Genomic DNA, 26054 nt, shown 5'->3' with positions numbered 1-26054 from the left:
CCGTTGCCGCCGTACGCTCGCGAACATGGCACTCCTCGACACCGCAGCCCCCGCAGTCCCTCTCGGCGGACCCGACCTCCCGCAGGAGCGTCGCCTGGTCACGGACCTCCCCGGACCTCGCTCGGCCGAGATCCTCGCACGCAAGGCGGATGCCGTCGCGGCCGGTGTGGGGCACACCGTGCCGATCGCGGCCGTGGCAGCCGGCGGCGGAGTGATCGTCGACGCGGACGGCAACTCGCTCATCGACCTCGGCTCCGGTATCGCCGTGACCACGGTCGGCAACGCGCACCCCAAGGTCGCCGCAGCCGTAGCCGCGCAGGCCGCGCAGTTCACGCACACCTGCTTCATGATCTCGCCCTACGAGTCGTACGTCGGCGTCGCCGAGGCCCTCAACCGCGTCACCCCCGGCGACTTCGCGAAGAAGAGTGCCCTGTTCAACTCGGGTGCGGAGGCCGTCGAGAACGCGATCAAGATCGCCCGCAAGCACACCGGACGTCAGGCGGTCGTCGCCTTCGATCACGGCTACCACGGCCGCACGAACCTGACCATGGCGCTCACCGCCAAGTCGATGCCGTACAAGAGCGGCTTCGGTCCGTTCGCCCCGGAGGTGTACCGCGCTCCGATGTCGTACCCGTTCCGCGATGGGCTCGACGGAAACGAGGCCGCGGCCCGCGTCATCCTCCAGCTCGAGAAGCAGATCGGCGCCGACAACCTCGCCGCGGTCATCATCGAGCCGATCCAGGGCGAGGGCGGCTTCATCGTCCCGGCCGACGGTTTCCTGCCGGCGATCGTCGACTGGTGCCGCGCGAACGGCGTCGTCTTCATCGCGGACGAGGTGCAGACCGGATTCGCCCGCACCGGGCACATGTTCGCGAGCGAGATCTTCGGCATCGAGCCCGACCTGATCACCACGGCCAAGGGCATCGCCGGCGGTCTCCCGCTCGCGGCCGTCACCGGTCGCGCCGAGATCATGGACGCCTCGCACTCCGGCGGCCTCGGAGGTACCTACGGCGGCAACCCGATCGCCTGCGCCGCCGCCCTCGCCTCGATCGATGTGTTCGAGAACGACGGCGTGATCGAGCGTGCCCGTGAGATCGGGGCGACCCTCACGCAGCGTCTCACCGCGATCCAGCAGAACGACCCGCGCGTCGGCGACGTGCGCGGCCACGGTGCGATGATCGCCGCTGAGTTCGTCGACCCCGAGACGCAGGCCCCGGATGCCGCTCTCACGGCCGCCGTCGCGAAGGCGTGCATCGCCCAGGGCGTCGTCGTCCTCACCTGCGGAACCTACGGGAACGTCATCCGCTTCCTTCCCCCGCTCTCGATCGGCGACGATCTGCTGAACGAAGGACTCGACATCGTCGCTGCGGCGCTCGCCGCGGCCTGACACCCCTGTCCGGTCGCGACCCCGATCGGGGGATTTCGGGTCGCGACCGGCACTGTTTCACCCAACGAAGGAGTTGCAGATGGCTGAGATCACACGCGACGTACTGATCATCGGTGCCGGAGCCGCAGGGCTCACGGCGGCGAACGACCTCCGCAAGGCCGGCCTCTCGGTCGCCGTGCTGGAGGCCCGTGACCGCGTCGGCGGGCGCCTGTGGACCGACGTGATCGAGGGCGCCATGCTCGAGATCGGCGGCCAGTGGGTGTCGCCCGACCAGGACGCGCTCAAGGACACGATCGAGGAGCTGGGGCTCGAGACCTACAGCCGCTACCGTGAAGGCGACAGCGTCTATGTCGGCCCCGACGGGAAGGCACACCGCTTCACGGGCGAGATGTTCCCGGTGTCGCCCGAGACCGAGGCCGAGATCGCCAGGGTCACCGAGATCCTCGACGCACTGGTCGCCGAGATCGACCCGGACCGTCCCTGGGCCCACCCCAGCGCCGAGGACTGGGACACGATCACCTGGGACGCCTGGCTGCGCTCGCAGACCGACGACGACGAGGCCGTGCGCAACCTGGCCTTCGCCACCGGTTCCGCGATGCTCACCAAGCCCACTCACTCCTTCTCTCTGCTGCAGTCGCTGCTGATGGCCGCGTCCGCAGGTTCCTACTCGAACCTCGTCGACGCCGACTTCATCCTCGACAAGCGAGTGGTCGGCGGTCTGCAGCAGGTTCCGCTGCGCCTCGCTGAGCGCCTGGGCGACGACGTGCTGCTGAACCAGCCAGTGCGCGGCCTCGAATGGTCCGACACGGGTGTCGTCGCCACCACCGATCAGCACACGGTGCGCGCCCGCCACGCGATCCTCGCGCACGCGCCGGTGCTCTACAGCCGCATCGCGTTCGACCCTCCGCTGCCGCGCCGACAGCATCAGCTGCACCAACACCTGTCGATGGGCTTCGTCATCAAGGTGCACGCCGTGTACGACCGGCCGTTCTGGCGCGAGCAGGGCCTCAGCGGCACCGCCTTCAGCCCGTACGAGCTCTCGCACGAGGCTTATGACAACACCAACCACGGCGACGAGCGCGGCACCCTGGTCGGCTTCGTCTCCGACGCCAACGCCGACGGCGTGTTCGAGCTGTCGGCCGAGGAGCGCAAGGAGCGCATCCTCGAGTCGCTGTCGCACTACTACGGACCCGAGGCCAAGAACCCGGTCGTCTACTACGAGAGCGACTGGGGCAGCGAGGAGTGGACGCGCGGCGCCTACGCCGCGAGCTTCGACATGGGGGGCCTGCACCGCTACGGCGCGGACCTCCGCACGGCGGTCGGCCCGATCCACTTCGCGTGCAGCGACATGGCCGGCGCCGGGTACCAGCACGTCGACGGGGCGATCCGCATGGGCCACCTCGTCGCATCGAACATCGTCGACGCGAGTCGCGACGCCGGCGCTGTCGAGAGCGGCAGCTGATGACCGGCTCGGTCGTCGTCGGATACACGGCGACGGACGCGGGAGCGGATGCCGCGGCACTCGGCGCCCGGCTCGCTCGCAGCCTCGGTGCGACCCTGCACCTGGTGATCGTGCTGCCGAACGAGGGCACGCGCAGCGCGGCAGTCCCACCGGAGCGCGCGTACGAGGAGCACATCAAGGCGCAGGCGCGGCAGTGGCTCGCGGACGCCGTGGTCCGGCTCCCGCAGGAGCTGACCCGCAGCGGTCACGTGCGCTTCTCCGAATCGTTCGCCGAGGGACTGATCGCCGCCGGCGAGGAATTCGGCGCCAGGGTGATCGTGATCGGCGCGGCCGGGGGCGGCATCTTCGGACGCCACCGTCTCGGCAGCGTCGCCTCCGAGCTGCTGCACTCATCGACCATTCCGGTGGCGCTCGCGCCCGTGGGCGCCGCCCAGCAGGACGATCACGTCCTGCCGCGCGTGACGGTCGCCGTCGGATCCCGACCCGGTGCCGACGCCCTCCTCGATGAGGCCGTCGCGCTCGCCGGAGACAGCGGTGTCGACCTCCGGCTCGTATCCCTCGTTCCGTTCGACGTTCCCCCCGGACTCGACACCGGAGCGATCCGCACGGTCGGCGACACCCACGGCCAGGAGGTGCTCGCCGTCGCCGCGGAGTTGCTGCCGGACGGTCGCACCGCCGCGGTCGAGAGGGCACCGGGCGACTCGGTCGAAGACGCCGTCGCCCATCTCTCCTGGCTTCCCGGCGAGGTCGTCCTGGTCGGCTCCAGCAGGCTGGCGCAACCGCGTCGTCTGTTCCTGGGCTCTACGGCAGCGAAGATGCTGCACGAACTGCCCGTTCCCATGATCGTCGTCCCGCGTACCCGCAACGAAGCAGGAGACCGCTGATGAGCAGCACGAACCGGGCGACGGAGCCCGAATCCGGTGTCACGACCGGCATCTCCACCAAGGGCCTGAGCGCCGGAACGGTCGGCCTGATCGGCGCGGTCGTGATCGGCATCTCGTGCATCGCCCCCGCGTACACCTTCACCGCCGCCGTCGGCCCCACGGCATCCGAGGTCGGGGCGCAGATCCCGGCCATCATCCTCGTCGGCTTCATCCCGATGCTCCTCGTCGCCTTCGGCTACCGCGAGCTCAACAATCGGATGCCGGACTCCGGCACGTCGTTCACCTGGGCGGCCCGAGCGTTCGGACCGTGGGTCGGCTGGATGGCCGGCTGGGGTCTGGTCGTCGCGACGATCCTGGTGCTGTCGAACCTCGCCGGGGTCGCGGTCGACTTCCTCTTCCTGCTGCTGTCGCAGATCACCGGGAACCCGGAGATCGGCGACCTCGCCGGTGTCACCTGGATCAACATCGGTGTCTGCCTGCTGTTCATGCTCGGTGCGACGTGGATCTCGTATCGCGACATGCAGACGACGCAGAAGCTGCAGTACTGGCTCGTCAGCTTCCAGATCCTGGTGCTGGTGTTCTTCGCCGTCGCGGCCATCGTGCAGGCGGTGAACGGCAACGGCTTCGACTACCAGCCGTTCGACCTGAACTGGTTCAACCCGTTCGCGATCTCCTCCTTCAGCGCGGTCGCCGCGGGCCTCTCGCTCTCGATCTTCATCTTCTGGGGCTGGGATGTCACCCTCACCATGAACGAGGAGACCAAGGATCCGGAGAGGACACCGGGTCGCGCGGCCACCGTCACGGTGCTCACGATCGTGTCGCTGTACCTGCTGCTCGCGGTCGCGATGATCATGTTCGCCGGCGTCGGCACCGGGGCGCTGGGGCTCGGCAACGCGGACATCCAGGAGAACGTGTTCTTCCACCTCTCCGGCCCGATCCTGGGGCCGCTCGCGTTCCTGGTGTCGCTGGCCGTTCTGACCAGCTCCGCGTCGTCGCTGCAGTCCACGTTCGTGGGCCCGGCGCGCACACTGCTGGCCATGGGGCACTACGGTGCCCTGCCGAAGGCGTTCGCGAAGGTCAGCCCCCGCTTCTTCACGCCGGGGTACGCGACCATCATCTCGGCGATCGTGGCCTCCGCGTTCTACGCCGTCATGCGCGTCGTCAGCGAAGACACGCTGTGGGACACGATCCTCACGCTCGGCATGATGATCTGCTTCTACTACGGGATCACCGCGTTCGCGTGCGTGTGGTACTTCCGCAAGCAGTGGTTCGACTCGACGAGGAACGTCTTCTTCACGTTCCTCTTCCCGCTCGTCGGTGGCGCGATCCTCGCGGTGCTGTTCTTCACGACGCTGATCGACTCGATGGACCCGGAATACGGTTCCGGATCGCAGATCGGCGGGGTCGGCATCGTCTTCATCCTCGGGATGCTGATCATCGTCGTCGGCATCGCGGTCATGATCTGGAACGCGGTCCGCCGGCCCGCCTTCTTCCGCGGCGAGACGCTGGGCATCGACGCACCGCCCAGCCGACGCAAGCGCGCATAGCCCTCCTCACAGAAAGAGAATCATGAGCACTCAGACCGAACAGGCGCTCCTCGACAGCATCCCCACCGGCCTCTTCATCGGCGGGCAGTGGATCGACGGCGAGACCGGCGGCACCTTCGACGTGCAGGACCCGGCGACCGGCACGGTGATCCGGACGATCGCCGACGCGACGCCGGCCGACGGCATCCGTGCCCTCGACGCCGCGGTCGCCGCTCAGGATGAGTGGGCGGCCACCGCCCCGCGCGTGCGCAGCGAGATCCTCCGCACGGCGTTCGACCTCGTGCAGGAGCACAAGGAGGACCTGGCGCTGCTCATGACGCTCGAGATGGGCAAGCCCCTCGCCGAGGCCCGTGGCGAGGTCGTCTACGGCGGCGAGTTCCTGCGCTGGTTCAGCGAGGAGGCCGTGCGCATCAGCGGTCGCTACGGCATCAACCCCGAAGGCACCGGCCACATGGTCGTGTCGCAGCGTCCGGTCGGACCGTCGTTCTTCGTTACGCCGTGGAACTTCCCCTTCGCGATGGCCACCCGCAAGATCGCTCCGGCACTCGCGGCCGGGTGCACGGTCGTGATCAAGCCCCCGGCGCTGACTCCCTTGACGACGATCTTCTTCGTCTCGCTGCTCGAGAAGGCAGGGCTCCCGGCGGGCGTCGTCAACGTCGTGCAGACGTCGAAGTCCAGCGCGCTGTCGGCACCGATCATCGCCGACCCGCGGCTGCGCAAGCTCTCCTTCACCGGATCGACCGAGGTGGGGCGCAAGCTCATCGCCCAGGCGGCCGAGGGCGTGCTGCGGGTGTCGATGGAGCTCGGCGGCAACGCGCCGTTCGTGGTGTTCGACGACGCCGACCTGGACAAGGCCGTGGAGGGCGCGCTCGCCGCGAAGTTCCGCAACATCGGCCAGGCCTGCACCGCAGCCAACCGCTTCATCGTGCACAAGGACGTCGCGGGTGAGTTCGCCAAGCGTGTCACCGAGCGCGTCAACGGCATGAAGATCGGTCGCGGTACCGAGGAAGGTGTGGCGATCGGACCGCTCATCGACGCGGATGCCGTCGCCAAGGCGGGCGAGCTCGTCGACGAGGCCGTCGGTCGCGGTGCGACTCTGCTCGCCGGTGGCAAGGCCGTCGAGGGCACCGGCACGTTCTACGAGCCCACCGTGCTCACCGACGTCGTCGCCGGCAGCGCGATCCTCCGCGAGGAGATCTTCGGCCCGGTGCTCGCGATCGCGACCTTCGAGACCGAGGACGAGGCCGTACACCTGGCGAACGACACCGAGTACGGGCTCGTCTCGTACGTGTTCACCGAGAACCTGCAGCGCGGCCAGCGGATGATCGACAAGCTCGAGACGGGCATGATGGGTCTCAACGTGGGCGTCGTCTCCAACGCCGCCGCACCCTTCGGCGGAGTGAAGCAGTCCGGCGTCGGACGCGAGGGCGGGTTCGAGGGCATCCACGAGTACCTGTCCACCAAGTACACGCTGATCCCGGTCTCCTGACCGAGCAGCCAGAGGAGGAGAGAACATGACCGACTACGCCGTCATCAACCCCGCCACCGGAGAGACGCTGGCGTCCTTCGACACCTTCACCGACGCTCAGATCGAGGAGGCGGTCGCCGCCGCCGACGAGGCCCACCGCGAGTGGTCCCGTTCGTCGACCGTCGCTGAGCGTGCAGCCCTCGTCCGCCGCGCGGCCGAGCTGCACCGCGAGCGTCGGGAGGAGCTCGCCGACATCTTCGTGCGCGAGATGGGCAAGCCCCGCGAGGCCGCCCTCGGGGAGGTCGACTTCGCCGCCGACATCGCCGAGTACTACGCCGACCAGGCGGAGTCGATCATGGCCGACCAGCCGATCGCGATCCTGGGGGAGGGGTCGGCCATCATCCGCCGCTCCTCGCTCGGCCCGCTCGTCGGCATCATGCCGTGGAACTTCCCGGCGTACCAGATCGTGCGCTTCGCGGCTCCGAACCTGATCGTGGGCAACACGATCCTGCTCAAGCCCGCGCCGCAGTGCCCGGAGTCCTCGTCCGCGATCGAGGCGATCTACCACGATGCCGGCTTCCCGAAGGGTGCCTACCAGAACGTGCTCGCCACGAACGAGCAGATCGCGACGATGATCGCCGACCCGCGCGTGCAGGGCGTCTCGCTCACCGGGTCCGAGCGTGCCGGGGCCGCCGTCGCCGAGATCGCCGGTCGCAACCTCAAGAAGGTCGCCCTCGAGCTGGGCGGGTCCGACCCGTTCATCGTGCTCTCGACAGACGACCTCGACGCGACGGTGCAGGCCGGCGTCGACGCGCGCCTCGACAACAACGGTCAGGCGTGCAACGGCGCCAAGCGTTTCATCATCGTCGACGGGCTGTACGACGCGTTCGTCGAGAAGTTCACGGAGAAGATGGCCGCCGTCGAGGCGACGGATCCGACGCTCGACGACACGGTCCTCGGACCGGTGGCCTCCGAAGCCGCGGCCGAGAACCTGCAGAAGCAGATCGATCAGGCCGTCGAGCAGGGCGCGACGCTGCTCACCGGCGGCACCCGCGACGGAGCGTTCTTCGCGCCGACCGTGCTCACCGACGTGACGCCCGAGATGAACGTGTACCGCGAGGAGCTCTTCGGTCCCGCAGCCGTCGTCTACCGTGTGGCGGACGAGGACGCGGCGGTCCAGCTCGCGAACGACACCACCTTCGGCCTCGGCTCCTACGTCTTCACGACGGATGCCGAACAGGCCGAGCGCGTCGCCGACAAGATCGAGGCGGGCATGGTCTACGTCAACCTCGTGCTGGCCGACAGCCCCGAGCTGCCTTTCGGTGGCGTCAAGCGCAGCGGCACGGCCCGCGAGCTGGGCCACTTGGCCGCCGACGAGTTCGTGAACAAGAAGCTGATCCGCATCGGCTGACGCGAGCAGGTCGGGGGCTCGCGCCCGGAAGGAGATCTCGCGGAATGAAGGAGCGGATGCCGCATCCACTCCTTCACACCGTGAGATCTCCTTCCTTTCGTGCGACCTCGGAGAGGTGGTGCGTCCTCCTGTCAACGCCCGAGCCGCCGTCGCTGCTCGGGCGTAGGGTCGAAGCATGGCCAACGTCGCTGAGAACATCGTCAAGACTCTGCACGCCAACGGGATCGACCGTGTCTACGGCATCCCCGGGGACTCGCTGAACGGCTTCACGGACGCGCTGCGCAAAGACGGCACGATCCGCTGGGTGCACGTGCGGCACGAAGAATCCGCCGCCTTCGCGGCCGCCGCGGATGCCGCCACCACGGGAGAGCTCGCGGTCGTCGCCGGCTCGTGTGGTCCGGGCAACCTGCACCTCATCAACGGCCTCTACGACGCCAACCGCTCGCGCGTGCCCGTGCTCGCGATCGCCGCGCACATCCCCACCACCGAGATCGGCACCGGGTACTTCCAGGAGACGCATCCGCAGGAGCTCTTCCGCGAGTGCAGCGTCTACGTCGAGTACGTCGCCGACCCGAAGCAGATGCCGAGATTGCTCGAGATCGCCATGCGCGCCGCGATCGAGGAGCGGGGGGTCGCGGTGCTCGTGATCCCGGGCGACGTCGCCCTCGCCGACATCGCCGACGACCGCGCCGTCGTGATCGAGCGCGCGCGGCCCGTGGTGGTCCCCAGCGGGGCCGAGCTCGAGAGGGCAGCCACTCTGCTGAACGCCGCGAAGAACGTGACGATCCTCGCCGGTGCCGGTGTCGAGGGTGCGCACGACGAGGTCATCGCCCTCGCCGACAAGTTGGGCGCTCCCATCGTGCACGCGCTCCGCGGCAAGGAGTTCATCGAGTACGACAACCCCTTCGATGTCGGGATGACGGGCCTGCTGGGCTTCGCCTCCGGCTTCCGCGCCATGGAGGCCGCCGACGCCCTGCTGGTGCTGGGCAGCGACTTCCCGTACGAGCAGTTCTACCCGGACCACGCCAAGACCATCCAGGTCGACATCCGCGGCGCGCAGCTCGGCAAACGGCATCCGCTCGATCTGGGGCTGGTCGGCGACGTGCGTGCGACGGCCGACGCGCTGCTGCCGCGAGTGGCGAGGAAGGACGACCGCGGCCATCTCGATGACGCGATCGCGCACTACCGCAAGACGCGGAAGAAACTCGACGAACTGGCCGTCCCCGCCAAGGGAAAGCGCCCCATCCACCCCCAGTACCTGGCCCGACTCCTGGACGAGCATGCTGCCGACGACGCGATCTTCACCGCCGACGTGGGGTCACCGACCGTGTGGGCGGCGCGCTACCTTTCGATGACCGAACAGCGTCGCCTGATCGGCTCCTTCACGCACGGCTCGATGGCGAACGCCCTGATGCACGGCATCGGCGCGCAGGTCGCGCATCCCGACCGTCAGGTGGTCGCGCTGGCCGGCGACGGCGGGCTCGCGATGATGCTCGGCGAGCTCCTCACGCTCACGCAGAACAAGCTGCCGGTGAAGACGATCGTGGTCAACAACTCCTCGCTGAACTTCGTCGAGCTCGAGATGAAGGCCGCGGGCTTCGTCACGTACGGGACCGGTCTGGAGAACCCGAGCTTCGCGGCGATCGCCGAAGCCATGGGCATCTTCGCGCGTCGGGTGGAACGCAGCGAAGACCTCCCGGATGCTGTGCGCGAGGTGCTCGCACACGACGGGCCCGCCCTGCTCGACGTCGTCACCGAGCGGCAGGAACTCTCCATGCCGCCGGCGATCGAGGCCGCGCAGGTCAAGGGGTTCGCGCTCTATGCGATCCGCACGGTGATGTCCGGCCGCGGCGACGAGCTCCTCGACCTCGCGAAGGCCAACTGGCGCCAGCTCTTCTGACCCGCAGGTCAGCTCTGCACGAGGGCCCGCACCTCGGCCGCCTCACCGTGCCGCCCGAGCGACTCGAGCACGTTGCCGAGCTCGAGAGCTGCGACCTGGAGCAGCGGAGGGTGGTCGGCGGCGTGGTCGATGGCGCTGCGGTAGAGGGGTACGGCATCGGCTGCGCGGTCGTTCCCAGCCAGCACGCGGGCGGCGAAGAGCTCGGAGCCGCCGGCCGAGCCGAGGTCGCCGAGCGCGGCGAACCCGTCGGCTGCGGTGAGGGCGGCGGCGACCGCTTCGTCGATCCGGCCGAGCTCGGCCAACGCACGTCCGCGGGAATCGGTGACGTCGGCGAGGAGCCACTCCGCCTCGTGCTGCTGTGCGAGGGCGGCGACCTCGTCGAAGAGCGCGAACGCGCGTTCGTCGCCGCGTCCGCCGTACGCCTGGCCGAGGCTGTGCAGCACTTCGCTCAGCGCGCCCACGGCCTCGGGTGCGCGCCGCACGGTCTCGGCGGCGGACTCGAGCAGTTCGATCGCGTCGTCGTGCTCGTCGAAGCGGGCGAGGATCTTGGCCTGCTCGGTCATGGACATCGCCTGGTCGGCGTGTTCCTCTGCCTGTCCGAAGAGCTCGGAGGCATAGCTGTGAGCACCGACGGCCTGGCCGAACTCACCGGCCGCGCTCAGTGACCGTGCCAGCATCGAGGCGGTCATCGCGCGCGAGCCGGCGGCCACTTCCGCTTCCTCCTCGCGCTGCAGGACGTCGCCGAACAGCTCTGCGGCCTCTTCGGCGTCGCCGGCGCGCAGCATGACCCTGGCGAGTCGGAAGTCCACGCCGGTCGAGTCGCCTTCGCTCTCACCCGCAAGACGCGCGGCGAGGCGGTAGCGGGAGACGGCCTTCTCCGGCTCGTCCGCGTCTTCCCAGAGCGCCCCGGCGAGCAGGTGCGCATCGCCGAGAGCGCGGGTCGCGCCCAGTTCCGCGAGCAGCCGGCATACCTCGTCGGCGTCGGCAGCGCCCTCGGCATAGCTGTTGCCGCCGCCGCGCACGCGAGCCCTGGTCTGCAGGGCCTGCGCGCGATGCCCGGTGCTGAGGTCGTCCTGCGAGAGGAAACGGTCGAGCAATGCGGTCGCCGCCTCCATGTCGCCCTTGCGCAGCACGGCCGAGATCGCCACCAGAGTCGTCGTGTTCGCGAGCCGCGTGTCCTCCGCCTCCGCGAAGGAGCGCGCGGCGAGCTCGGCGAGGTCCAGCGCGGCGTCCGCTTCGCCGGCCTGCAGGTGCAGAGCCGCGCGGCTGAGGGCCAGGTCGCCGCGCGACCAGGCGGGCAGCGACGCGGCATCGGCGATCGCGTCCTCGAGGTCGGCCGTCGCCTCCGGCGTGTCGATCCCGAAGGTCGCAAGGCCCAGACGTTCCTCCAGGTCGGCCTGCTCATCGCGCCCGGCGGCGCGGAGCGCGGCGATGCGCTGGGGAAGCAGCTCCAGGGCCTCGTCGGCGCGTTCGAGGGCGATGAGGATCCCGAGGCGCATGGAGAGCAGCTGGGCGCGCTTGTACGGGTCCTCGACCTCGAGGGCGCGGGGGAGGGCGTCGAGGGTCTCGTGCTCCGCACCGAACTGGGCGAGCTGCATGGCGCGCTCGAACCACCCGTCGGCGTCCACCGGAGCTGTCGAGGGGGCAGGGGCCACGAACGCGTCCGAGCGGATCGGCACGTCGTACTGCTCGTCGGAGAGCGCACGCATGCGCCCCAGGCTGCGTGCGTGGCCGTCGGTGCCGTCGCGCTCGTCGAACGCGGTGGCGATGCGGTCTGCGGCCGTCCAGGCGGACGCCGCGAGTTCGGCGGCGCTCCAGCGGCCCTCATGCTCCCCGAAGAACGGCACGAGCGCCGGCGAATCCGCTCCGCGTACCGGGGTGTCGCCGTGGCCGGCAGCCGTGACGCGGTCGAGCGCGACGGCGAGGGCGGCGAGCGCGGCGAAGTGCGCGTCGACGTTCAGCCCGTCGTGGGCGAGCCAGGCGATGTGCTTCTCGACGAGTGCGAGCGCACGGGCCTCGTTCCCGGTGAGCGCCGCGAAGACGATGTTGTTGGCGACGATACGCAGGTTGTCGGGGTTGTCCTTGGCCAACCGGTAACTGCGCAGGTGCGCGGTCTTCGCCTCGTCGAAGCGCCCGGCGCGGAGGTAGGGGAGGAGCACGCGGGAGAGGGCGTGCTCAGGCTCCTCTCCGCAGGAGAAGCCGCCCTCGATCATCTCTTCCACCAGGACGATGGCCTCCGCGTCGCGGTCGGTGTCCGCGAAGAAGCCCGCGATCTGGCTCCGACCGCAGGCGTCGCAGTGGCTGTGGTCGTCGCGCGGTGTGGCTTCCAGCTGCACCCGCAGCGTCTCGGCTTCGTCCATGCGTCCGGCATCCCAGGCGTCCTCGAAACGGGCGGTGAGCACACCGCTCAGGCCGAGGCCGCCGGCGCGGTAGTGCTTCTCCATGTCGTCGAGCACGGCGGCGATCTGGTCCTGGGAGAACGCCGGCGAGGAGCGCAGAGACGCCGCCATCCACTTGAACTGCCACATCAGGTCGGCGCCGCCGTTGTCGAGGTCGGCGGGGAACCGCTGCGGGTCGGCCTCGTGGTGTGCGAGGCACCAGGCGAACGAGTTCAGCATCACATCGGTCGCGCCGCCCATGTTCGCCGAGGCCGTCTGCCGCATCCGCGCCTCGTACTCGAGTCGCTCGTCGCCGATCTCCACGGCCAGCGCCACCGCCTCCGAGACCAGGGCCTGCTCGGCGGGTCCCCACGGGGTGCGATCGATCTCCTCGATCAGCTGCTGGAAGCGCTTCTTCGGACGTGCCATGGGGAACCCTTCGGTGGGATGTGTCAGCGGACGTCGCCGAAGGGGATCTGGTCCCCTTCGATGCCGGCTGAGAGGGAGACGAGGTCGGCGAGCGCGCTGGTCATCAGCGCACGGTCGGCGTCGGCGAGCGGATGGTGTCCGGCGAGCAGCGCCTGGATGTACAGGAGCTGCACGGTGCGGGCGAAGACGGCGTCGTCCTGCACGCGCACCAGGGCGCGGACCACCCGGTTCGACCAGTTCAGGCACAGGCGCGCGCGGAGGTCGTCGTCGCGGGCCGCGGACAGGGTCTTGTCGATGCGGTCCAGCACGCCGCCCCACAGTGCGCCGGTGACGCCCTTGGTGCGGCCGCGGTCGATCGCGCGCAGCACCTCCGGGTCGGCGACGTAGAGCCCGGCGAGATCGGCGCGGTCGATCGAGCGCACGACCACGGAGCAGTCGGATGCGGCGAGCACGGCGCCCGCGCGCGTCTCCAGCGCCACGGCGGCGTCGCGGTCGTCGAGTGGGGGCGGATCGAGGCGGTCGAGCTCTCCGGTGACGTCGACCTGCTCGACGGTGACGTGCGGGTACAGGTCGGGCAGCATCCGGATCAGGTCGGCGTCGTACAGGTATCCACCGTTGACGAGCACCTCTCCGGCGGGGGAGATGCCGGCCACCTGACGGAACTCGTCGACGGTCTGCGCATAGCGGATGTGCGGGTATCGCTCGACGAGGTCGCCGACCCGCACCGTGCCGTGCGTGGTCTCGACCGTCAGCCAGCGGGAGATGAAGTGTGCCAGCTCCTCGTCGTGGCGTACGAGGGACTTGAGTCCGACCTCGTGCACGGCGACGAACTGAGCGAGGCGATGCGGCTCGCTCAGCCCCAGCTCCAGGACCCAACGGCGGATGCCGGCGCCGAGCTGCGCGCGGACCCGCTCGAGCGCCGCGTCGTCGACGAGCGACTCCCTGCTCGCGGTGGGGGCGAGCCCGGTGGAGTCGACCACGGCGCGGACGAAGAACGCCCATTCGGGGAGGACGTCGTCGACGCGCTCGGAGAGCAGCATCCGTCCCAGATACATGCGCGTCGCCTGACGTGCGCCCGGCGGCGGAGCGTAGGGCAGCACGTAGGCGAGGCCGCGGGTGCCGGTGGCGGGCTCGCTCAGCTCGATCACGTCGAGCGGACTCGCTCCGAGGAGGTCGCGCCCGTACTGCACGGCGGACTCCGGGTCCTGGGTGGCGTCGAGGAACGGCGCGTCCCTGGTGATGTCGATGTCGCCGCCGGCGGTGTCGATCGTGACCCGCACGGGCAGGAACTCGCCGAACGTCGTCGCGAGCTCGTGCACGGCGGTGGGACGCAGCAGATCGTCGGCGTCGAAGCGCGGCACGAGGTGCACGCTGGTGCCGATGGGGAGCTCCTCGTCGATCTCCGCCACCTGGAACGTTCCGTCGGCGCTTCCCGTCCACTCGACCGAGGCGCCGCCCCGGGCGCTGCGGGAGCGGATGACGATGGTGTCGGCGACCATGAAGCAGCTGAGCAGACCGATGCCGAACTGACCGAGGTAGTCGCTGCGCGGGAGGTCGAAGATGTCGCGCTTGGAGCTGCGCCCGACGGTGGCCAGCAGATCGGCCACCTCGGTGACCGTCAGGCCCACGCCGTCGTCGCGCAGGACGAACTCGCCGTTCTCCGCGGTCAGCGGGGTGATCCGGATGCGTCCGCCGCCGCCGTCGACCTCGCGGCGTGCAGTGATCGCGTCGCGGGCGTTCTGCAGGAGTTCCCGCAGGTACACCCGTGGACTGGAGTAGATGTGTCTGCTGAGCAGATCGACCACTCCGCGCAGATCCACCTGGAACTGCTGCACCTCAGCGCTCACCGGCGCTCCCTCCTCCTGCATACGCTCGCTGAGCCTAACAAGAACACGCCTTCGCGATCCCGGTTCGGCGCCACCGGATCGATGCCGTATGCTTGTGGGGCAGTTGTTCTCTGCATTCTTTCGCCATGCCTGGGGTCTCCCGATCACAGTCACGGTGGCAGAGTGGAGAGAGAACCCCGAGACCTCCCGGTCTCTAGGGCGGTAGCTCAATTGGCAGAGCAGCGGTCTCCAAAACCGCAGGTTGCAGGTTCGATTCCTGTCCGCCCTGCGCGTCAGCGCAACGCTGACACACGAAAGGTACATTCAGGATGGATCAGGACGAACCGCGCGGCGAGGTCGTCGCGGCCGGCGCCACCCGCGAGAAGAAGGGCAACCCCTTCTCACGGTTCTTCGGGGGTATCGCCCTGTTCATCCGCCAGGTCATCGCCGAGCTCCGCAAGGTCGTCACCCCGACTCGCAAGGAGCTGTTCAAGTTCACCCTGGTGGTGCTCGTCTTCGTTCTGATCGTCATGGGCATCGTCTACGGCTTGGACACGCTGTTCGCGTTCTTGACGCACTGGGTGTTCGGAATCCCTGGCTGATGACCCCCGCGGCTCGCGCCGCAGCTATGGAGAAGAAACAACGTGTCTGAACGATATTCCGACGACGCCGACTGGGCGACCGCCGCAGAGCAGTCCAGCGAGGAAGACGAAGCCCAGGAGGGCAACGTCCTCGCTGAGGAAGAGCTCTCGGCCACCCCGGCCGAGCACATCGCGGTTCACGTCGAAGACGAGGACGGCGAAGAGGATGACACGGCTGACATCGACATCGACATCGACGACCCGGAGGCGGACGCGATCGTGAACGACGCTCTGAACCTGGACGAAGCGGCTGAGTCTGAGGCTGCCGCTGAGGTCCTCAACGAATCTGTGGCCGAAGAGGCCGCCGACCTCGACGCGGCTGCGGCCGACGAGGTCACCCCGTACGACGGCCCCGAGCTCGGTGCGGACGACGTGCAGGGCGACGAGGACTCCTCCGCCGATGAAGTTGACGAGGACGCCGAGGAAGACCCGTACGAGGCCTTCCGCATGGACCTCCGCATGCTCCCGGGCAAGTGGTATGTCATCCACTCCTACGCCGGCTTCGAGCGCAAGGTGAAGGCGAACATCGAGCAGCGCAAGTCGACGCTCGAGGTCGAGGACGAGATCTACCAGATCGAGGTCCCGATGGAAGACGTGGTCGAGATCAAGAACGGCCAGCGCAAGATGGTCACCCGCGTGCGCATCCCCGGCTACGTGCTGGTGCGCATGGAGCTCACGGAAGACACCTGGTCGGTCGTGCGTCACACCCCGGGTGTCACCGGCTTCGTGGGCAACGCCCACAACCCGACGCCGCTGCGCTTCGAAGAGGCCTTCAACATGCTGAAGTCGCTCGTCGAGGTCAAGGACGTCCCCACGGCCAAGAACATCGCGTCGAAGGGCGGCGTCGCCGTCGCTCGTCCGCTGCCGGCCGAGGTCGACTTCGAGGTCGGCGAGACCATCACGATCAAGGAGGGCTCGTTCGCGGGTCTTCCCGGTTCGATCAGCGAGATCAAGCCCGAGAGCGGCAAGCTCACGGTCCTCGTCTCGCTCTTCGAGCGTGAGACCCCGGTCGAGCTGTCGTTCGACCAGGTCACCAAGATGGTCTGACACACATCCTGAGAGCGGCCGTCCCTTTCGGGGCGGCCGTTCTTGCGTTCGCTCCCTTCTTGCGAGGGGCCAGAACACGCCGCAGCACGTCGGGCGATTGCGGCGTGTCTTGGCTCCTCGGCTCGGCATGACGCGGCGTTCGTGCTGTGCGGCAGCATCAGGTAGACTTGTGTGGTTTGTGTGCCGCTACGGCGTGCGCAGAGACGACCACGATCCGGAAACGCCGGATCTGTGGGAGAAGCGGATGCTCCGGCATCCGATTCGATGAAAGGAAAGAGAATGGCACCGAAGAAGAAGGTGACCGGCCTGATCAAGCTTCAGATCAACGCCGGTGCAGCCAACCCGGCGCCGCCGATCGGCCCCGCGCTCGGTCAGCATGGCGTCAACATCATGGAGTTCTGCAAGGCGTACAACGCCGCGACCGAGTCGCAGCGCGGCAACGTCATCCCCGTCGAGATCACCGTCTACGAGGACCGCAGCTTCACCTTCGTCCTGAAGACCCCGCCGGCGGCGGAGCTCATCAAGAAGGCCGCAGGCGTCCCCAAGGGCTCCGCGACCCCGCACACCGTCAAGGTCGCGAAGATCACCAAGGACCAGGTCCGCCAGATCGCCGAGACCAAGCAGGCCGACCTGAACGCGAACGACATCGAGGCCGCGATCTCGATCATCGCCGGCACCGCCCGTTCCATGGGCATCACGGTCGAGGGCTGAGGAGAATAATCATGGCTACCAAGTCCAAGGCTTACAAGGCTGCCGCCGAGAAGATCGAGGCAGACCGTTTCTACACCCCGACCGAGGCAGTGGCCCTCGCGAAGGAGACCGGCTCGTCGAAGTTCGACTCGACCGTCGAGGTCGCGCTGAAGCTCGCGGTCGACCCCCGCAAGGCAGACCAGATGGTGCGCGGCACCGTCATCCTGCCCCACGGAACCGGTAAGACCGCCCGCGTCATCGTCTTCGCCACCGGCCCCGCGGCCGAGGCAGCGATCGCCGCAGGTGCGGATGAGGTCGGCGGCGCCGAGCTCATCCAGAAGGTCGCCGATGGCTGGACCAACTTCGACGCCGCAGTCTCCACCCCGGAGCTCATGGGCCAGGTCGGTCGTCTCGGAAAGGTGCTCGGACCGCGTGGTCTGATGCCGAACCCGAAGACCGGAACCGTGACCCCGAACCCGGCCAAGGCCGTCGAGGAGATCAAGGGCGGAAAGATCGAGTTCCGCGTCGACAAGCACGCCAACGTGCACTTCGTCGTCGGCAAGGCGTCCTTCACCGCAGAGCAGCTCGACGAGAACATCGGCGCAGCGCTCGAGGAGATCGTCCGCCTCAAGCCCTCGAGCTCGAAGGGCCGTTACATCCAGAAGGGTGCGGTGTCGACCACGTTCGGCCCCGGCATCCCGCTGGACGTCAACTCCATCTGAGTCTGACTCGCAGAAACGCCCCCGGGTTCTCCCGGGGGCGTTTCTGCGTTGTCGGAGCGGGGCCGGGGTGGCAGGATGCCGTGATGGGCACTGTCGACGACTATCTCGAAGAACTCGTTCCTGCGGATCGTGACGCGATCGACCGCGTGTACGCGGTCGCACGTCGGGAGGCTCCGGATGCCGAGCAGGGCAAGGGCTACGGAATGCCGGCCCTCGTCCACGCCGGGAAGCCGCTGCTGTCGGTGATGCGCGCCAAGAAGCACATCGGCATCTATCCGTTCAGCCCCGATGCCGTCGCGGCCGTGGCGGGAGCGCTGGAGGGTCAGCCGGGTGTCAGCGTCGACAAGGGGACCATCCGGTTCCAACCGGAGCATCCGATCCCCGATGGCGTGCTCGAGCAGCTGGTCCGGGCGCGGGTGGCGCAGATCGACGGCTGATCGGTCAGCCGCCCAGTACCGGCAGCACGAGACTGATCGCGATGGCGATCATGATCACGGCGATCACCGCATCCAGGATGCGCCAGGAGCGCGGCGTACGCAGCCAGCGTCCCAGATAGCGCGCACCGAACCCCAGCGCCGTGAACCACAGGATGCTGGCGGCCATGGCGCCGCCCGCGAACAGCCAGCGTTCCTCGCCGTGAGTGGCTGCGATCGAGCCGAGCATCAGCACCGTGTCGAGGTAGACATGCGGGTTGAGCCACGTGAGCGCGAGCGTGGTCAGGACGACAGGCGCCAGCCGGGTGCGGGTGAGGGTCGCCGTCGCGCTGCCCGGCGTCGCCGCGGCCGAGTCGGCGGCATCCGCTCCGTCCACCCGCAGCTCTTCGCCGCCGCGCCAGGCGCGGCGCGCGGCCAGGATGCCGTAGCTCAGCAGGAACAGCGCCCCCGCCCAACGAGCCACGACGACGAGCCAGGGGGCGGCCGACAGCACGAATCCGAGCCCCGCGACGCCCGCGGCGATCAGTGCGGCATCCGACAGGGCGCAGATGATCACGACAGCCCACACGTGCTCGCGGCGGATTCCCTGGCGCAGCACGAAGACGTTCTGCGCGCCGATGGCGACGATGAGGGAGAGGCCGAGTCCGAGGCCGGCGAGAACGGTGAGCATGGCTCCAGCCTAGGAATCTCGCATCGTGAAGAGAAGCGAAGATTCCTACCGAACCATTAGCATCGCTTATGTGAGGATCGACCCGGAACTCGCAGCCACGCTCGCCGCGATCGTCGACGAGGGCACGCTCGACGCCGCTTCCAGGCGACTGCAGATCACGCCGTCGGCGGTGAGTCAGCGCCTGAAGACGCTGGAGCAGCAACTCGGTCGGATCCTGGTCGTGCGTACGAAGCCCGCGCAGTTGACCGAGGCGGGGGAGGCCGTCGTCCGCCTGGCCCGCCAGATAGCTCTGCTCGAGCACGACGCGCTCCTCGGCGTGGGGATCGACGAGGTCGCGGAGAGCCGGCGGATCAGCATCCCGCTCGCCGTGAACGCCGATTCGATGGCGACATGGTTCCTCGCGCCGCTCTCCCGGCTCGCGGCCGGCCACGACATCGACTTCGATCTGCACCGCGACGACCAGAACTTCACGGCCCGGCTCCTGGAATCCGGTACCGTGATGGCCGCGGTCACGAGCGAGGCCGCGCCGGTCGCCGGATGCTCGGTGTCGCCGCTCGGTGTACTCGAATACCGGGCGATGGCGGAACCGGGGTTCGCAGCGCGCTGGTTCGCCGACGGAGTGACGGCGGAGGCCCTGAGGGTCGCACCGTTCGTCGACTTCGACCGGCGGGACACGCTGCAGCACGAGTGGCTCCGAGCGATGTCCGTAAGCGAGGCGGGGGTGCCGCGGCACTACGTTCCGGCGTCCCATGACTATGCGCTCGCCGTCGGGCTCGGGCTCGGGTGGGGGATGGTCCCGCTCCTGCAGGAGTCCTCCGGGCTGATCCCGTTGGGCGGCCCGACGCTTCGGGTCCAGCTCTACTGGCAGCAGTGGAACCTGCGCTCAGAGCTGCTCGACACCATCGCTGCCGAGATCGCCGCCGAGGCACGTCGGGTGCTCGGGGAGACGCCCCTCACTCCGAAGCGATCGCGTCCGGGCTCGCGCCCGAAGCGAGGGCGTGCAGCAGGCGGGTGAGGCTCCCGATGTCGGCGAGGCTCCAGTCCTCGAGCGTGCGGAGCAGCCGGCCTTCCTGAGGGAGCCGCGCGGCTGCGAGGCGCTCTTCCCCCAGGGGCGTGAGCTGCAGCAGGAAGGAGCGCCCGTCGGCGGGATCGGTCGAGCGTTCGACGAGATCGAGCTCCTCGAGCTCGCGCACCATCCGACTGACCTGCCCCTTGTCCAGCAGCATCCGCTCGGACAGCGACGACACCGTGACGGTCTCGCACCGGGCGATCGTGGTGAAGATCTTGTACGCGCCCGGCAGCAGGCCGGGACTCACGCGGTTCGCGTTCTCCGAGATCACCCGACGGAAGTGCGTGATCAGTTCGCCGAACTCCGCCTCGAGGGCGCGGACTGCAGCGGCCCGCGCCTCGGGGGTGTCGGAGAGGTGATCAACGTCCGGCATCGGCGGCCGTATCGTCGTGTGCGTCGCGTGTGCGACCGGCCACGGTGACGGTGCCGGTGGTCGGTGCACCGGAGAGCGCCGTGGCATCGGCGATCGCGACGTCGGCCGCGTCGTCGACCGGGGTGGCATCGTCGTCTGCGGCCGAGTCCGCCTTCGCCGCATCCGCCTGCGCCCGCTCGCTCGTCGTCATCGTGGTGAGCGGACGGTTCGGCAGGAACAGGATCGCGATGAGGCTGATCACCGCGAGCGGGATGCCGATCAGGAACGCATGCGAGATGGCCTGCGCGTAGAAGTCCTCGATGATCGAACGCACCGGCTCCGGAAGCAGCCGGACCTCGGGCAGCGTTCCGCTGGAGAGCTGCGCGGCGACATCGGCGCCCTTGTCGCCGAGCTGGGCGATCGCCGCCCCGATGCGCTCCTTGCCGTCGCTGAACAGGCTGGTGAGACTGTTCGCCAGTACGGCGCCCATGACCGAGACCCCGACCGTGCCGCCGAGGCTGCGGAAGAACGTCACGCCCGAACTCGCGACACCCATCTCACTCGGCTTCGCGACGTTCTGCACGATGAGGACGAGGTTCTGCATGGTCATGCCGACGCCGGCGCCCATCACGAACATGTAGATCGAGACGAGGGCGAAGTTCGTGTCGTAGTGCAGCGTCGACAGCATGACGGAACCGGCGATCAGCAGCACGGAGCCGAGGATCAGATAGCCCTTCCACTTGCCGAAGCGGGTCACGAGCTGGCCGATGACCATCGACGAGATCAGGAGCCCCGCCATCATCGGCAGGGTCATGAGGCCGGCCTCGGTGGGCGTGGCGCCACGGGAGAGCTGCATGTACTGCGCGAGGTACACCGAGGTGCCGAACATCGCGACGCCGATCGAGATCGATGCCAGCACCGACAGGGTGAACGTGCGACCGCGGAAGAGCGTGAGAGGGATGAGGGGCTCGCGGACCTTGAGCTCGACGATGATGAAGGCGATGGCCGAGACGATCGCGCCGCCGACCATGAGCACGGTCTCGGTGCTCCACCAGTCGAACGTCGAGCCGGCGTTCGTGATCCAGATGAGGATCAGCGACACCGCGGCCGAGAGCAGCACGATGCCGACGTAGTCGATCGAGACCTTGCGGGTGCGCTCGGTGCTGATATGCAGCGTCTTCTGCAGGATGATCAGCGCGGCGACGGCGAAGGGGAGGGCGACGAAGAAGTTCCAGCGCCAGTTCGCGACGTCGGTGATCCAGCCGCCGAGGAGCGGGCCGCCGACGGTGGCGACGGCCATCACGGCGCCGAACAGCCCCATGTACCGGCCGCGCTCGCGCGGGCTGATGATGTCGGCCATGATGACCTGGCTGAGGGCGGCGAGCCCGCCACCGCCGATGCCCTGGATGGCGCGGAAGGCGATGAGGGTGTTGGTGTCCTGCGCGAATCCGGCCGCCGCAGTCGCTCCGACGAAGATGACGATCGCGATCTGGATCAGGAGCTTGCGGTTGAAGAGGTCGGCGAGCTTGCCCCAGATCGGCGTGGAGATCGCTGTCGTCAGGAGGGTCGCGGTGATGACCCAGGTGTATGCGGCCTGGTCGCCGCCGAGGTCATGGACGATGACCGGCATCGAGGTGGAGACCACCGTGGTGGCGATCATCGAGACGAACATGCCGAGGAGGAGCCCGGTGAGGGCTTCGAGCACCTGGCGATGCGTCATCTTGACGGGGGAGTCCGTGGTCATGCGAGACCTTTCGCGGTCGGAAGGACGGATGCTGCGACAGCTCTGGCGCGCGCAAGATGGTTGAACTGCGTCAACTATATGGGAATCGTTGATCTACGTCAACCATTGTGGCGGGAAATGCGGTGCGCGCGATGTGCCTCGGACGTGCGCGAAATCGCCTTGTTCTGGGGGAAGGCGTCAGTGAGGATGAGGGCACGGCGGGGATGCGGGGCCTCTGCGAGGCGGTCGTTCTCAGGCATTCACGCGATCGCCTGATTCCTGAGGGGGACTCCGATGGCTACCAAAGACACGCAGCGCAAGGTTCTCGCCGTCCTGGCGGGCGGACTCGTCCTCGGAGTGGGGGTGGCCGTCACACTCGCCGCGTGGAACGACTCCGAGTTCGCGAACGGCACCTTCACCGCCGGATCCTTCACGTTCACGGGCTCCACCGACGGAACGACGTTCAGCGAGCACGCGACCGACGACGCGGCAGCTTCGCTGACCTTCGAGCTCAACCCGACGAACCTCAGCCCGGGCGACGTGGTGTACGCGCCGTACGCCCTGCGTCTCGGCGGCACCTACGACGCCACGCTCGACGCCGTCGCTCCCGTCGGGGCAGGCGACTTCGTCACCGCGGGCAAGCTGACCTACGACGTCGTGTCGACGGGGACGACCTTCGGCTGCGACGAGACCGCGTTCGCCGCGGGAACCGCGGTGCCTGCGACGATGACGCCGGGCACGGACGTCAACCTGTGCATCCAGGTCACCGCCGCCTCCGGTGCGGGCGGGATCGAGCAGGGCGACACGGGAACCGTCACATGGCAGTGGAACACGACCTCGGTGCAGCCGTAGCGCCCACCCGCCGCTCGTTGCGCGCGTCCGTTCGCCCGCGGCCCTCGCGTGCATTTCGGCGCGTGCGGGCCCTGCTCGCCGGCGGGCTGGTGCTCGGCGTCGGCGCGACGATGACGATCGCGGCGTGGACCGACCAGGAACTCGCGACGAGCACGGTCAGCGCCGGGAGCTTCTCGATCGTGTCACGGTCCGATCAGGGGGCATTCGCGTCGCACGGACCCACCGAGACCGTGCTCACCGTGCCTCTCGACGCGACGGGCCTCTACCCCGGGGTGAAGAAGGCGGCGTATGTGCAGGTGCAGGCGTCGGGCACCCTGGGTGGCACGGTCAACCTCACCGCCGTCGCTGTGACGAACAACGCGGGCACGGCGCCGACCGGAGCAGACCTCGCGCTGCAGAACGCGATCAGGGTCAACATCGCCGTGGTCGCTGCACCCGCCAACTGCACGACGACGGCGACCGCGACGGCCGCTCTGACCGCGGTTCCCGCGCTTCCCGCGCAGACACTCACCGTGACCCCGCTCAACACGATCACGTATTGCATCGTGCTCGAGCTGCCCTCAGATGCGACCGGAACGGCGCAGGGCGGCACCGTGAAACCGACCTGGACCTTCACCGGAAGCACGAGCTGAGAGACGACATGGCCACCATCGCACGCGGCGCCCGCGCAGTGGGACGCGGAGTGCGCGAGGTGCTGCTCACTCTGGCGGCCATCGGCGGTGTGATCTGCATCGTGCTCGTGATCATGGCCTTCACCGGTGGCTATTCGCTCATCATGTTCAAGACCGGGTCGATGGCGCCGACCATCCCTGCTGGATCCGTCGCCCTCGTGCAGAAGATACCCGCCTCCGACATCGCGGTCGGTGACGTCGTGACGGTGGATCGGGATGCAGCCCTGCCGATCACGCACCGCGTCACCGCGGTCGAGCCGGCGGATGCGGGCGACATGCGCACCCTCACCATGAAGGGTGACGCGAACGACGTCGAGGATCCGGCGCCGTACATCGTGTCCGACGTCCGCATCGTCCGTGGCTCGGTGCCCGCCCTCGCGAATGTCATCGTCTGGTTCGGCAGTCCGTGGGTGCTCGGCGGGGTCACGCTCGGTGCATCGCTGCTGGTCGTGTGGGCGTTCTGGCCGCGGAGGGAGCGCGTGGCGCCGGAGGAATCCTCCGACGACGTCGAGGGTCCAGCGGCTCCGGACGCGCTGGTCGCGGCGGGGGCCAGACGGAGGGATCGGCGCCCATGAGACGCCTGAGCGTCGGAGTCGTCGTGCTCTTCATGCTGCTCGGCTCGGCGGCCCCTGCGTGGGCGTCGCCGACGACGGAGATCATCCAGGGGCGCATCCTGCGGCTCGTCTCGGTGGCGGACTGGGAAGCCGCCGGATCGCTGCTCCCCGGGCAGCAGGTGCGGTGGGATGTCGCCGTCAGTGCTGTGGCACCGGATCCGGGGGTCGTGACGATAGCCCTGAGCGCCACCGGCGAAGCGCCGCTGGTCCTCGACGTGTCCATCTGTCTGCGCGCCTGGGAGGGGAGCGCATGCCCCGGCGGTGCCGTGATCGTGCGCTCGGCGTGGCAGGTGCCGCGCGACGGCGGCGAGGTGCGGCTCGGCGAGGTCGCCGACACCGACGTCGCGCACGTCCGGCTTTCCATCGGGCTCGGCGAAGAGGCGGCGGGCTCGACGACCCTCCGCCTCCATGCCAGCGGCATCGGTGAAGACGTGATCGTCGGTCCCGGTGGAGGCCTGGCAGCGACCGGTCCGACGCCGCTGCCGCCGTGGGTGCTCGCCGGTGCATCGGCGCTGGTCGTCGTCGGTGTCCTGCTCGTCGCTCGTCGTCGTGCCGTGGCGATCGGTGTCGAGCCGCGTGAGCCCGGCGGTGTCCGATGAGTCCCGAGAAGCGTCTGCGGTCGGCGGGCGCCGTGCTCGGGATCTCGCTGCTGATCGGGGTCGGCCTCGCCCCGACCGTCCCGTCGACCGAGGCGGCATGGACGGATGCCGAGCGGGCGACCGCGACCGGAACCTCGATCAACGTCCCGGAACCCATCGCCTCCGCATCTCCCGGCTGCGTGGCGAGCAGTGGACTGCTGGGCGCCAACCCGAAGGTGACCATCTCCTGGCGGGCACCGGCCGCCGCGACGGGGTACGACCTGACGAAAGCCGAGTTCGGGCAGATCGTCAATCAGGGCCTCCTCGAGCCGATCCTGAGCAACCTCCTCGGGAACGTCCAGACGACGGGATCCGCGGCTGCCTACGTCACCGTCATCGACGGGGGCCTGCTCACGGGGCTTCTGGGGGCGACGAAGACCTTCGGCATCCGCTTCACCGGGCCGGGCGGGTGGAAGTCCGACTGGCTCGTGGCGAACGCGACCATGGGACTGCTCGGCGCGAACCCGCAGTGCACGATGGGCATCGCAGCCAGCTACTAGGTCGAAGCCGAGAGGTCAGTCGGCGAGCGCCAGTGCACGGAACGCGTCGCGTTCGCGGAGCTGCTCGCGGCGGCTGGCTGCGGCAGCCTCCGGAGTGAGGCTCGGGACCTGCCGGCCGGTGGTGCGTCGGTAGAGCTCGTCGATGAGGTTGGTGGCGAGGCCGACCAGCTTGGCGATCTCGCGGTCGTCGCGGTCGATCCATACACAGCGCGGCTCGTCGTGGATCGGGGAGAAGTCGACGTGCTCCTCCCAGACGAACAGTGTCCGCTCGGCGCCGAGGACGTGCTGCTGCCACCAGATCTGGCGGAGGTAGGTGCGCGGGATGCCGCGGAACGCCTTGTTGGTCGTCTTGATCTCGGCGAGCTTCACTCGCCCCTCGGCGTCGACCGCGATGCCGTCGGGCGTGGCCAGGTGCCGGTGCTCGACTTCGGCGCGGAACAGGGCGGAAGACGGGAGGATGCCGTGGGTCGCTGCCACCCACGCCGCGATCTCGGGCTCCCGCCGCCGGCCGTGATCGGTGTAGGCGTTGCCGCCGAAGCGGGGGCCTCCGCCGAGCTTGGAGTCCGCCGCGCGAGCGATCGACTTCTCGGAGGTGAGTCCGGCGACGTCGGTGGCGGTGATCCCCCGGGAGCGTGCGCGCATCCACGCCACGCGGTCGCGCGAATCCGCGACGATGCGGGCGGCGAGTTCGGGGGTCACCCTTCGACCCTAACCCCGCCCGCCGACCCTCCCTCGCACA

At 68.9% G+C, this 26054-nt stretch carries 24 protein-coding genes and 1 tRNA gene; 19 read left to right on the top strand and 6 right to left on the bottom strand.

Annotated features, from left to right (window positions below):
* Nucleotides 1-25: 25 nt before the first annotated feature.
* The 7 genes from gabT to poxB all read left to right on the top strand — a co-directional run bounded on the left by gabT (nucleotide 26) and on the right by poxB (nucleotide 10059).
* A complete protein-coding gene (gabT, locus tag CQ034_RS06425) occupies nucleotides 26-1387 on the top strand; it encodes a 4-aminobutyrate--2-oxoglutarate transaminase (protein WP_029260983.1) in 1362 nt (453 codons plus the stop codon).
* Between the two features lie 79 nt (nucleotides 1388-1466).
* The gene (locus CQ034_RS06420; RefSeq protein WP_105710402.1) at nucleotides 1467-2849 is read left to right on the top strand and encodes an NAD(P)/FAD-dependent oxidoreductase; all 1383 of its coding nucleotides are present in this window, start codon (nucleotides 1467-1469) and stop codon (nucleotides 2847-2849) included.
* The gene (locus CQ034_RS06415) at nucleotides 2849-3733 is read left to right on the top strand and encodes a universal stress protein (protein ID WP_105710401.1); all 885 of its coding nucleotides are present in this window, start codon (nucleotides 2849-2851) and stop codon (nucleotides 3731-3733) included. Before CQ034_RS06420 ends, CQ034_RS06415 begins: the two co-directional genes overlap by 1 nt.
* On the top strand, nucleotides 3733-5280 hold the full coding sequence (locus CQ034_RS06410) for an APC family permease (RefSeq protein WP_105710400.1): 1548 nt from the start codon (nucleotides 3733-3735) through the stop codon (nucleotides 5278-5280). The genes CQ034_RS06415 and CQ034_RS06410 overlap by 1 nt, the downstream gene beginning before the upstream one ends.
* A 22-nt stretch (nucleotides 5281-5302) precedes the next feature.
* Nucleotides 5303-6769, top strand: a complete 1467-nt coding sequence (locus tag CQ034_RS06405) for an NAD-dependent succinate-semialdehyde dehydrogenase (protein WP_105710399.1) — start codon at nucleotides 5303-5305, stop codon at nucleotides 6767-6769.
* Nucleotides 6770-6794: 25 nt separating this feature from the next.
* Nucleotides 6795-8159, top strand: coding sequence for an NAD-dependent succinate-semialdehyde dehydrogenase (locus CQ034_RS06400; protein WP_105710398.1), 1365 nt, complete (start codon nucleotides 6795-6797; stop codon nucleotides 8157-8159).
* A 175-nt stretch (nucleotides 8160-8334) separates the two neighbouring features.
* Entirely contained in the window at nucleotides 8335-10059 is a 1725-nt protein-coding gene (gene poxB, locus CQ034_RS06395) for a ubiquinone-dependent pyruvate dehydrogenase (protein ID WP_105710397.1), read from the top strand.
* Between the two features lie 8 nt (nucleotides 10060-10067).
* On the opposite strand, the gene CQ034_RS06390 is transcribed toward poxB, so the two are convergent.
* Together CQ034_RS06390 and CQ034_RS06385 are read right to left on the bottom strand one after the other, a co-directional pair.
* Nucleotides 10068-12866, bottom strand: a complete 2799-nt coding sequence (locus CQ034_RS06390; RefSeq protein ID WP_105710396.1) for a hypothetical protein — start codon at nucleotides 12864-12866, stop codon at nucleotides 10068-10070.
* 23 nt (nucleotides 12867-12889) lie between these two features.
* Nucleotides 12890-14713, bottom strand: a complete 1824-nt coding sequence (locus CQ034_RS06385; RefSeq protein ID WP_181156239.1) for an HSP90 family protein — start codon at nucleotides 14711-14713, stop codon at nucleotides 12890-12892.
* A gap of 195 nt (nucleotides 14714-14908) precedes the next feature.
* On the opposite strand from CQ034_RS06385, the gene CQ034_RS06380 reads away from it, so the two are divergent.
* From CQ034_RS06380 to CQ034_RS06355, 6 genes are all read left to right on the top strand, one after another.
* Nucleotides 14909-14981, top strand: a tRNA-Trp gene (locus CQ034_RS06380).
* A 40-nt stretch (nucleotides 14982-15021) separates the two neighbouring features.
* Nucleotides 15022-15294 carry a preprotein translocase subunit SecE gene (gene secE, locus CQ034_RS06375; RefSeq protein WP_029260992.1) on the top strand — a complete coding sequence of 91 codons (273 nt, stop codon included), beginning with the start codon at nucleotides 15022-15024 and terminating at the stop codon, nucleotides 15292-15294.
* 42 nt (nucleotides 15295-15336) lie between these two features.
* On the top strand, nucleotides 15337-16380 hold the full coding sequence (gene nusG, locus CQ034_RS06370) for a transcription termination/antitermination protein NusG (protein ID WP_105710394.1): 1044 nt from the start codon (nucleotides 15337-15339) through the stop codon (nucleotides 16378-16380).
* Nucleotides 16381-16659: 279 nt separating this feature from the next.
* Nucleotides 16660-17091, top strand: coding sequence for a 50S ribosomal protein L11 (gene rplK, locus CQ034_RS06365; protein WP_017829145.1), 432 nt, complete (start codon nucleotides 16660-16662; stop codon nucleotides 17089-17091).
* An 11-nt stretch (nucleotides 17092-17102) separates the two neighbouring features.
* Entirely contained in the window at nucleotides 17103-17792 is a 690-nt protein-coding gene (gene rplA / locus CQ034_RS06360) for a 50S ribosomal protein L1 (protein ID WP_029260994.1), read from the top strand.
* Nucleotides 17793-17875: 83 nt separating this feature from the next.
* Nucleotides 17876-18229, top strand: coding sequence for an iron chaperone (locus CQ034_RS06355; RefSeq protein ID WP_105710393.1), 354 nt, complete (start codon nucleotides 17876-17878; stop codon nucleotides 18227-18229).
* A 4-nt stretch (nucleotides 18230-18233) separates the two neighbouring features.
* Here CQ034_RS06355 and CQ034_RS06350 read toward each other — a convergent pair whose 3' ends face one another.
* Complete coding sequence (locus CQ034_RS06350) at nucleotides 18234-18896, bottom strand: LysE/ArgO family amino acid transporter (protein ID WP_105710392.1); 663 nt, start codon at nucleotides 18894-18896, stop codon at nucleotides 18234-18236.
* A gap of 70 nt (nucleotides 18897-18966) precedes the next feature.
* Between CQ034_RS06350 and CQ034_RS06345 the strand changes: the two genes are divergently transcribed.
* On the top strand, nucleotides 18967-19911 hold the full coding sequence (locus tag CQ034_RS06345; RefSeq protein ID WP_105710391.1) for a LysR family transcriptional regulator ArgP: 945 nt from the start codon (nucleotides 18967-18969) through the stop codon (nucleotides 19909-19911).
* Here CQ034_RS06345 and CQ034_RS06340 read toward each other — a convergent pair.
* A complete protein-coding gene (locus tag CQ034_RS06340; protein ID WP_105710390.1) occupies nucleotides 19850-20338 on the bottom strand; it encodes a MarR family winged helix-turn-helix transcriptional regulator in 489 nt (162 codons plus the stop codon). The two genes, CQ034_RS06345 and CQ034_RS06340, sit on opposite strands and share 62 nt — an antisense overlap.
* Nucleotides 20325-22061, bottom strand: coding sequence for a DHA2 family efflux MFS transporter permease subunit (locus CQ034_RS06335; protein ID WP_105710389.1), 1737 nt, complete (start codon nucleotides 22059-22061; stop codon nucleotides 20325-20327). Before CQ034_RS06335 ends, CQ034_RS06340 begins: the two co-directional genes overlap by 14 nt.
* A gap of 273 nt (nucleotides 22062-22334) precedes the next feature.
* Between CQ034_RS06335 and CQ034_RS06330 the strand changes: the two genes are divergently transcribed.
* The 5 genes from CQ034_RS06330 (at nucleotide 22335) to CQ034_RS06310 (ending at nucleotide 25315) form a co-directional block, all read left to right on the top strand.
* Nucleotides 22335-22892 carry a SipW-dependent-type signal peptide-containing protein gene (locus tag CQ034_RS06330; protein ID WP_105710388.1) on the top strand — a complete coding sequence of 186 codons (558 nt, stop codon included), beginning with the start codon at nucleotides 22335-22337 and terminating at the stop codon, nucleotides 22890-22892.
* A 62-nt stretch (nucleotides 22893-22954) separates the two neighbouring features.
* On the top strand, nucleotides 22955-23524 hold the full coding sequence (locus CQ034_RS06325; RefSeq protein WP_258134110.1) for a SipW-dependent-type signal peptide-containing protein: 570 nt from the start codon (nucleotides 22955-22957) through the stop codon (nucleotides 23522-23524).
* A gap of 8 nt (nucleotides 23525-23532) precedes the next feature.
* Entirely contained in the window at nucleotides 23533-24138 is a 606-nt protein-coding gene (locus CQ034_RS06320) for a signal peptidase I (RefSeq protein WP_105710386.1), read from the top strand.
* Nucleotides 24135-24776, top strand: a complete 642-nt coding sequence (locus CQ034_RS06315; RefSeq protein ID WP_105710385.1) for a hypothetical protein — start codon at nucleotides 24135-24137, stop codon at nucleotides 24774-24776. The genes CQ034_RS06320 and CQ034_RS06315 overlap by 4 nt, the downstream gene beginning before the upstream one ends.
* Nucleotides 24773-25315: a hypothetical protein gene (locus tag CQ034_RS06310; protein WP_105710384.1), complete on the top strand. Its 543-nt coding sequence runs from the start codon at nucleotides 24773-24775 to the stop codon at nucleotides 25313-25315. The genes CQ034_RS06315 and CQ034_RS06310 overlap by 4 nt, the downstream gene beginning before the upstream one ends.
* Nucleotides 25316-25330: 15 nt before the next feature.
* Here CQ034_RS06310 and CQ034_RS06305 read toward each other — a convergent pair whose 3' ends face one another.
* Nucleotides 25331-26014: a YqaJ viral recombinase family protein gene (locus CQ034_RS06305; RefSeq protein ID WP_105710383.1), complete on the bottom strand. Its 684-nt coding sequence runs from the start codon at nucleotides 26012-26014 to the stop codon at nucleotides 25331-25333.
* Nucleotides 26015-26054: the final 40 nt, after the last annotated feature.

This window comes from Microbacterium sp. MYb45 (genome assembly GCF_002979655.1).
GTDB lineage: Bacteria > Actinomycetota > Actinomycetes > Actinomycetales > Microbacteriaceae > Microbacterium.
This window is presented reverse-complemented; position numbering and strand designations above follow the sequence as displayed.

Coding starts and splice junctions, on each gene's coding strand:
- gabT (WP_029260983.1), top strand. CDS start 26: ATGGCACTCCTCGACACCGCAGCCCCCGCAGTCCCTCTCGGCGGACCC.
- CQ034_RS06420 (WP_105710402.1), top strand. CDS start 1,467: ATGGCTGAGATCACACGCGACGTACTGATCATCGGTGCCGGAGCCGCA.
- CQ034_RS06415 (WP_105710401.1), top strand. CDS start 2,849: ATGACCGGCTCGGTCGTCGTCGGATACACGGCGACGGACGCGGGAGCG.
- CQ034_RS06410 (WP_105710400.1), top strand. CDS start 3,733: ATGAGCAGCACGAACCGGGCGACGGAGCCCGAATCCGGTGTCACGACC.
- CQ034_RS06405 (WP_105710399.1), top strand. CDS start 5,303: ATGAGCACTCAGACCGAACAGGCGCTCCTCGACAGCATCCCCACCGGC.
- CQ034_RS06400 (WP_105710398.1), top strand. CDS start 6,795: ATGACCGACTACGCCGTCATCAACCCCGCCACCGGAGAGACGCTGGCG.
- poxB (WP_105710397.1), top strand. CDS start 8,335: ATGGCCAACGTCGCTGAGAACATCGTCAAGACTCTGCACGCCAACGGG.
- CQ034_RS06390 (WP_105710396.1), bottom strand. CDS start 12,866: ATGGCACGTCCGAAGAAGCGCTTCCAGCAGCTGATCGAGGAGATCGAT.
- secE (WP_029260992.1), top strand. CDS start 15,022: ATGGATCAGGACGAACCGCGCGGCGAGGTCGTCGCGGCCGGCGCCACC.
- rplK (WP_017829145.1), top strand. CDS start 16,660: ATGGCACCGAAGAAGAAGGTGACCGGCCTGATCAAGCTTCAGATCAAC.
- rplA (WP_029260994.1), top strand. CDS start 17,103: ATGGCTACCAAGTCCAAGGCTTACAAGGCTGCCGCCGAGAAGATCGAG.
- CQ034_RS06355 (WP_105710393.1), top strand. CDS start 17,876: ATGGGCACTGTCGACGACTATCTCGAAGAACTCGTTCCTGCGGATCGT.
- CQ034_RS06350 (WP_105710392.1), bottom strand. CDS start 18,896: ATGCTCACCGTTCTCGCCGGCCTCGGACTCGGCCTCTCCCTCATCGTC.
- CQ034_RS06340 (WP_105710390.1), bottom strand. CDS start 20,338: ATGCCGGACGTTGATCACCTCTCCGACACCCCCGAGGCGCGGGCCGCT.
- CQ034_RS06335 (WP_105710389.1), bottom strand. CDS start 22,061: ATGACCACGGACTCCCCCGTCAAGATGACGCATCGCCAGGTGCTCGAA.
- CQ034_RS06330 (WP_105710388.1), top strand. CDS start 22,335: ATGGCTACCAAAGACACGCAGCGCAAGGTTCTCGCCGTCCTGGCGGGC.
- CQ034_RS06320 (WP_105710386.1), top strand. CDS start 23,533: ATGGCCACCATCGCACGCGGCGCCCGCGCAGTGGGACGCGGAGTGCGC.
- CQ034_RS06315 (WP_105710385.1), top strand. CDS start 24,135: ATGAGACGCCTGAGCGTCGGAGTCGTCGTGCTCTTCATGCTGCTCGGC.
- CQ034_RS06310 (WP_105710384.1), top strand. CDS start 24,773: ATGAGTCCCGAGAAGCGTCTGCGGTCGGCGGGCGCCGTGCTCGGGATC.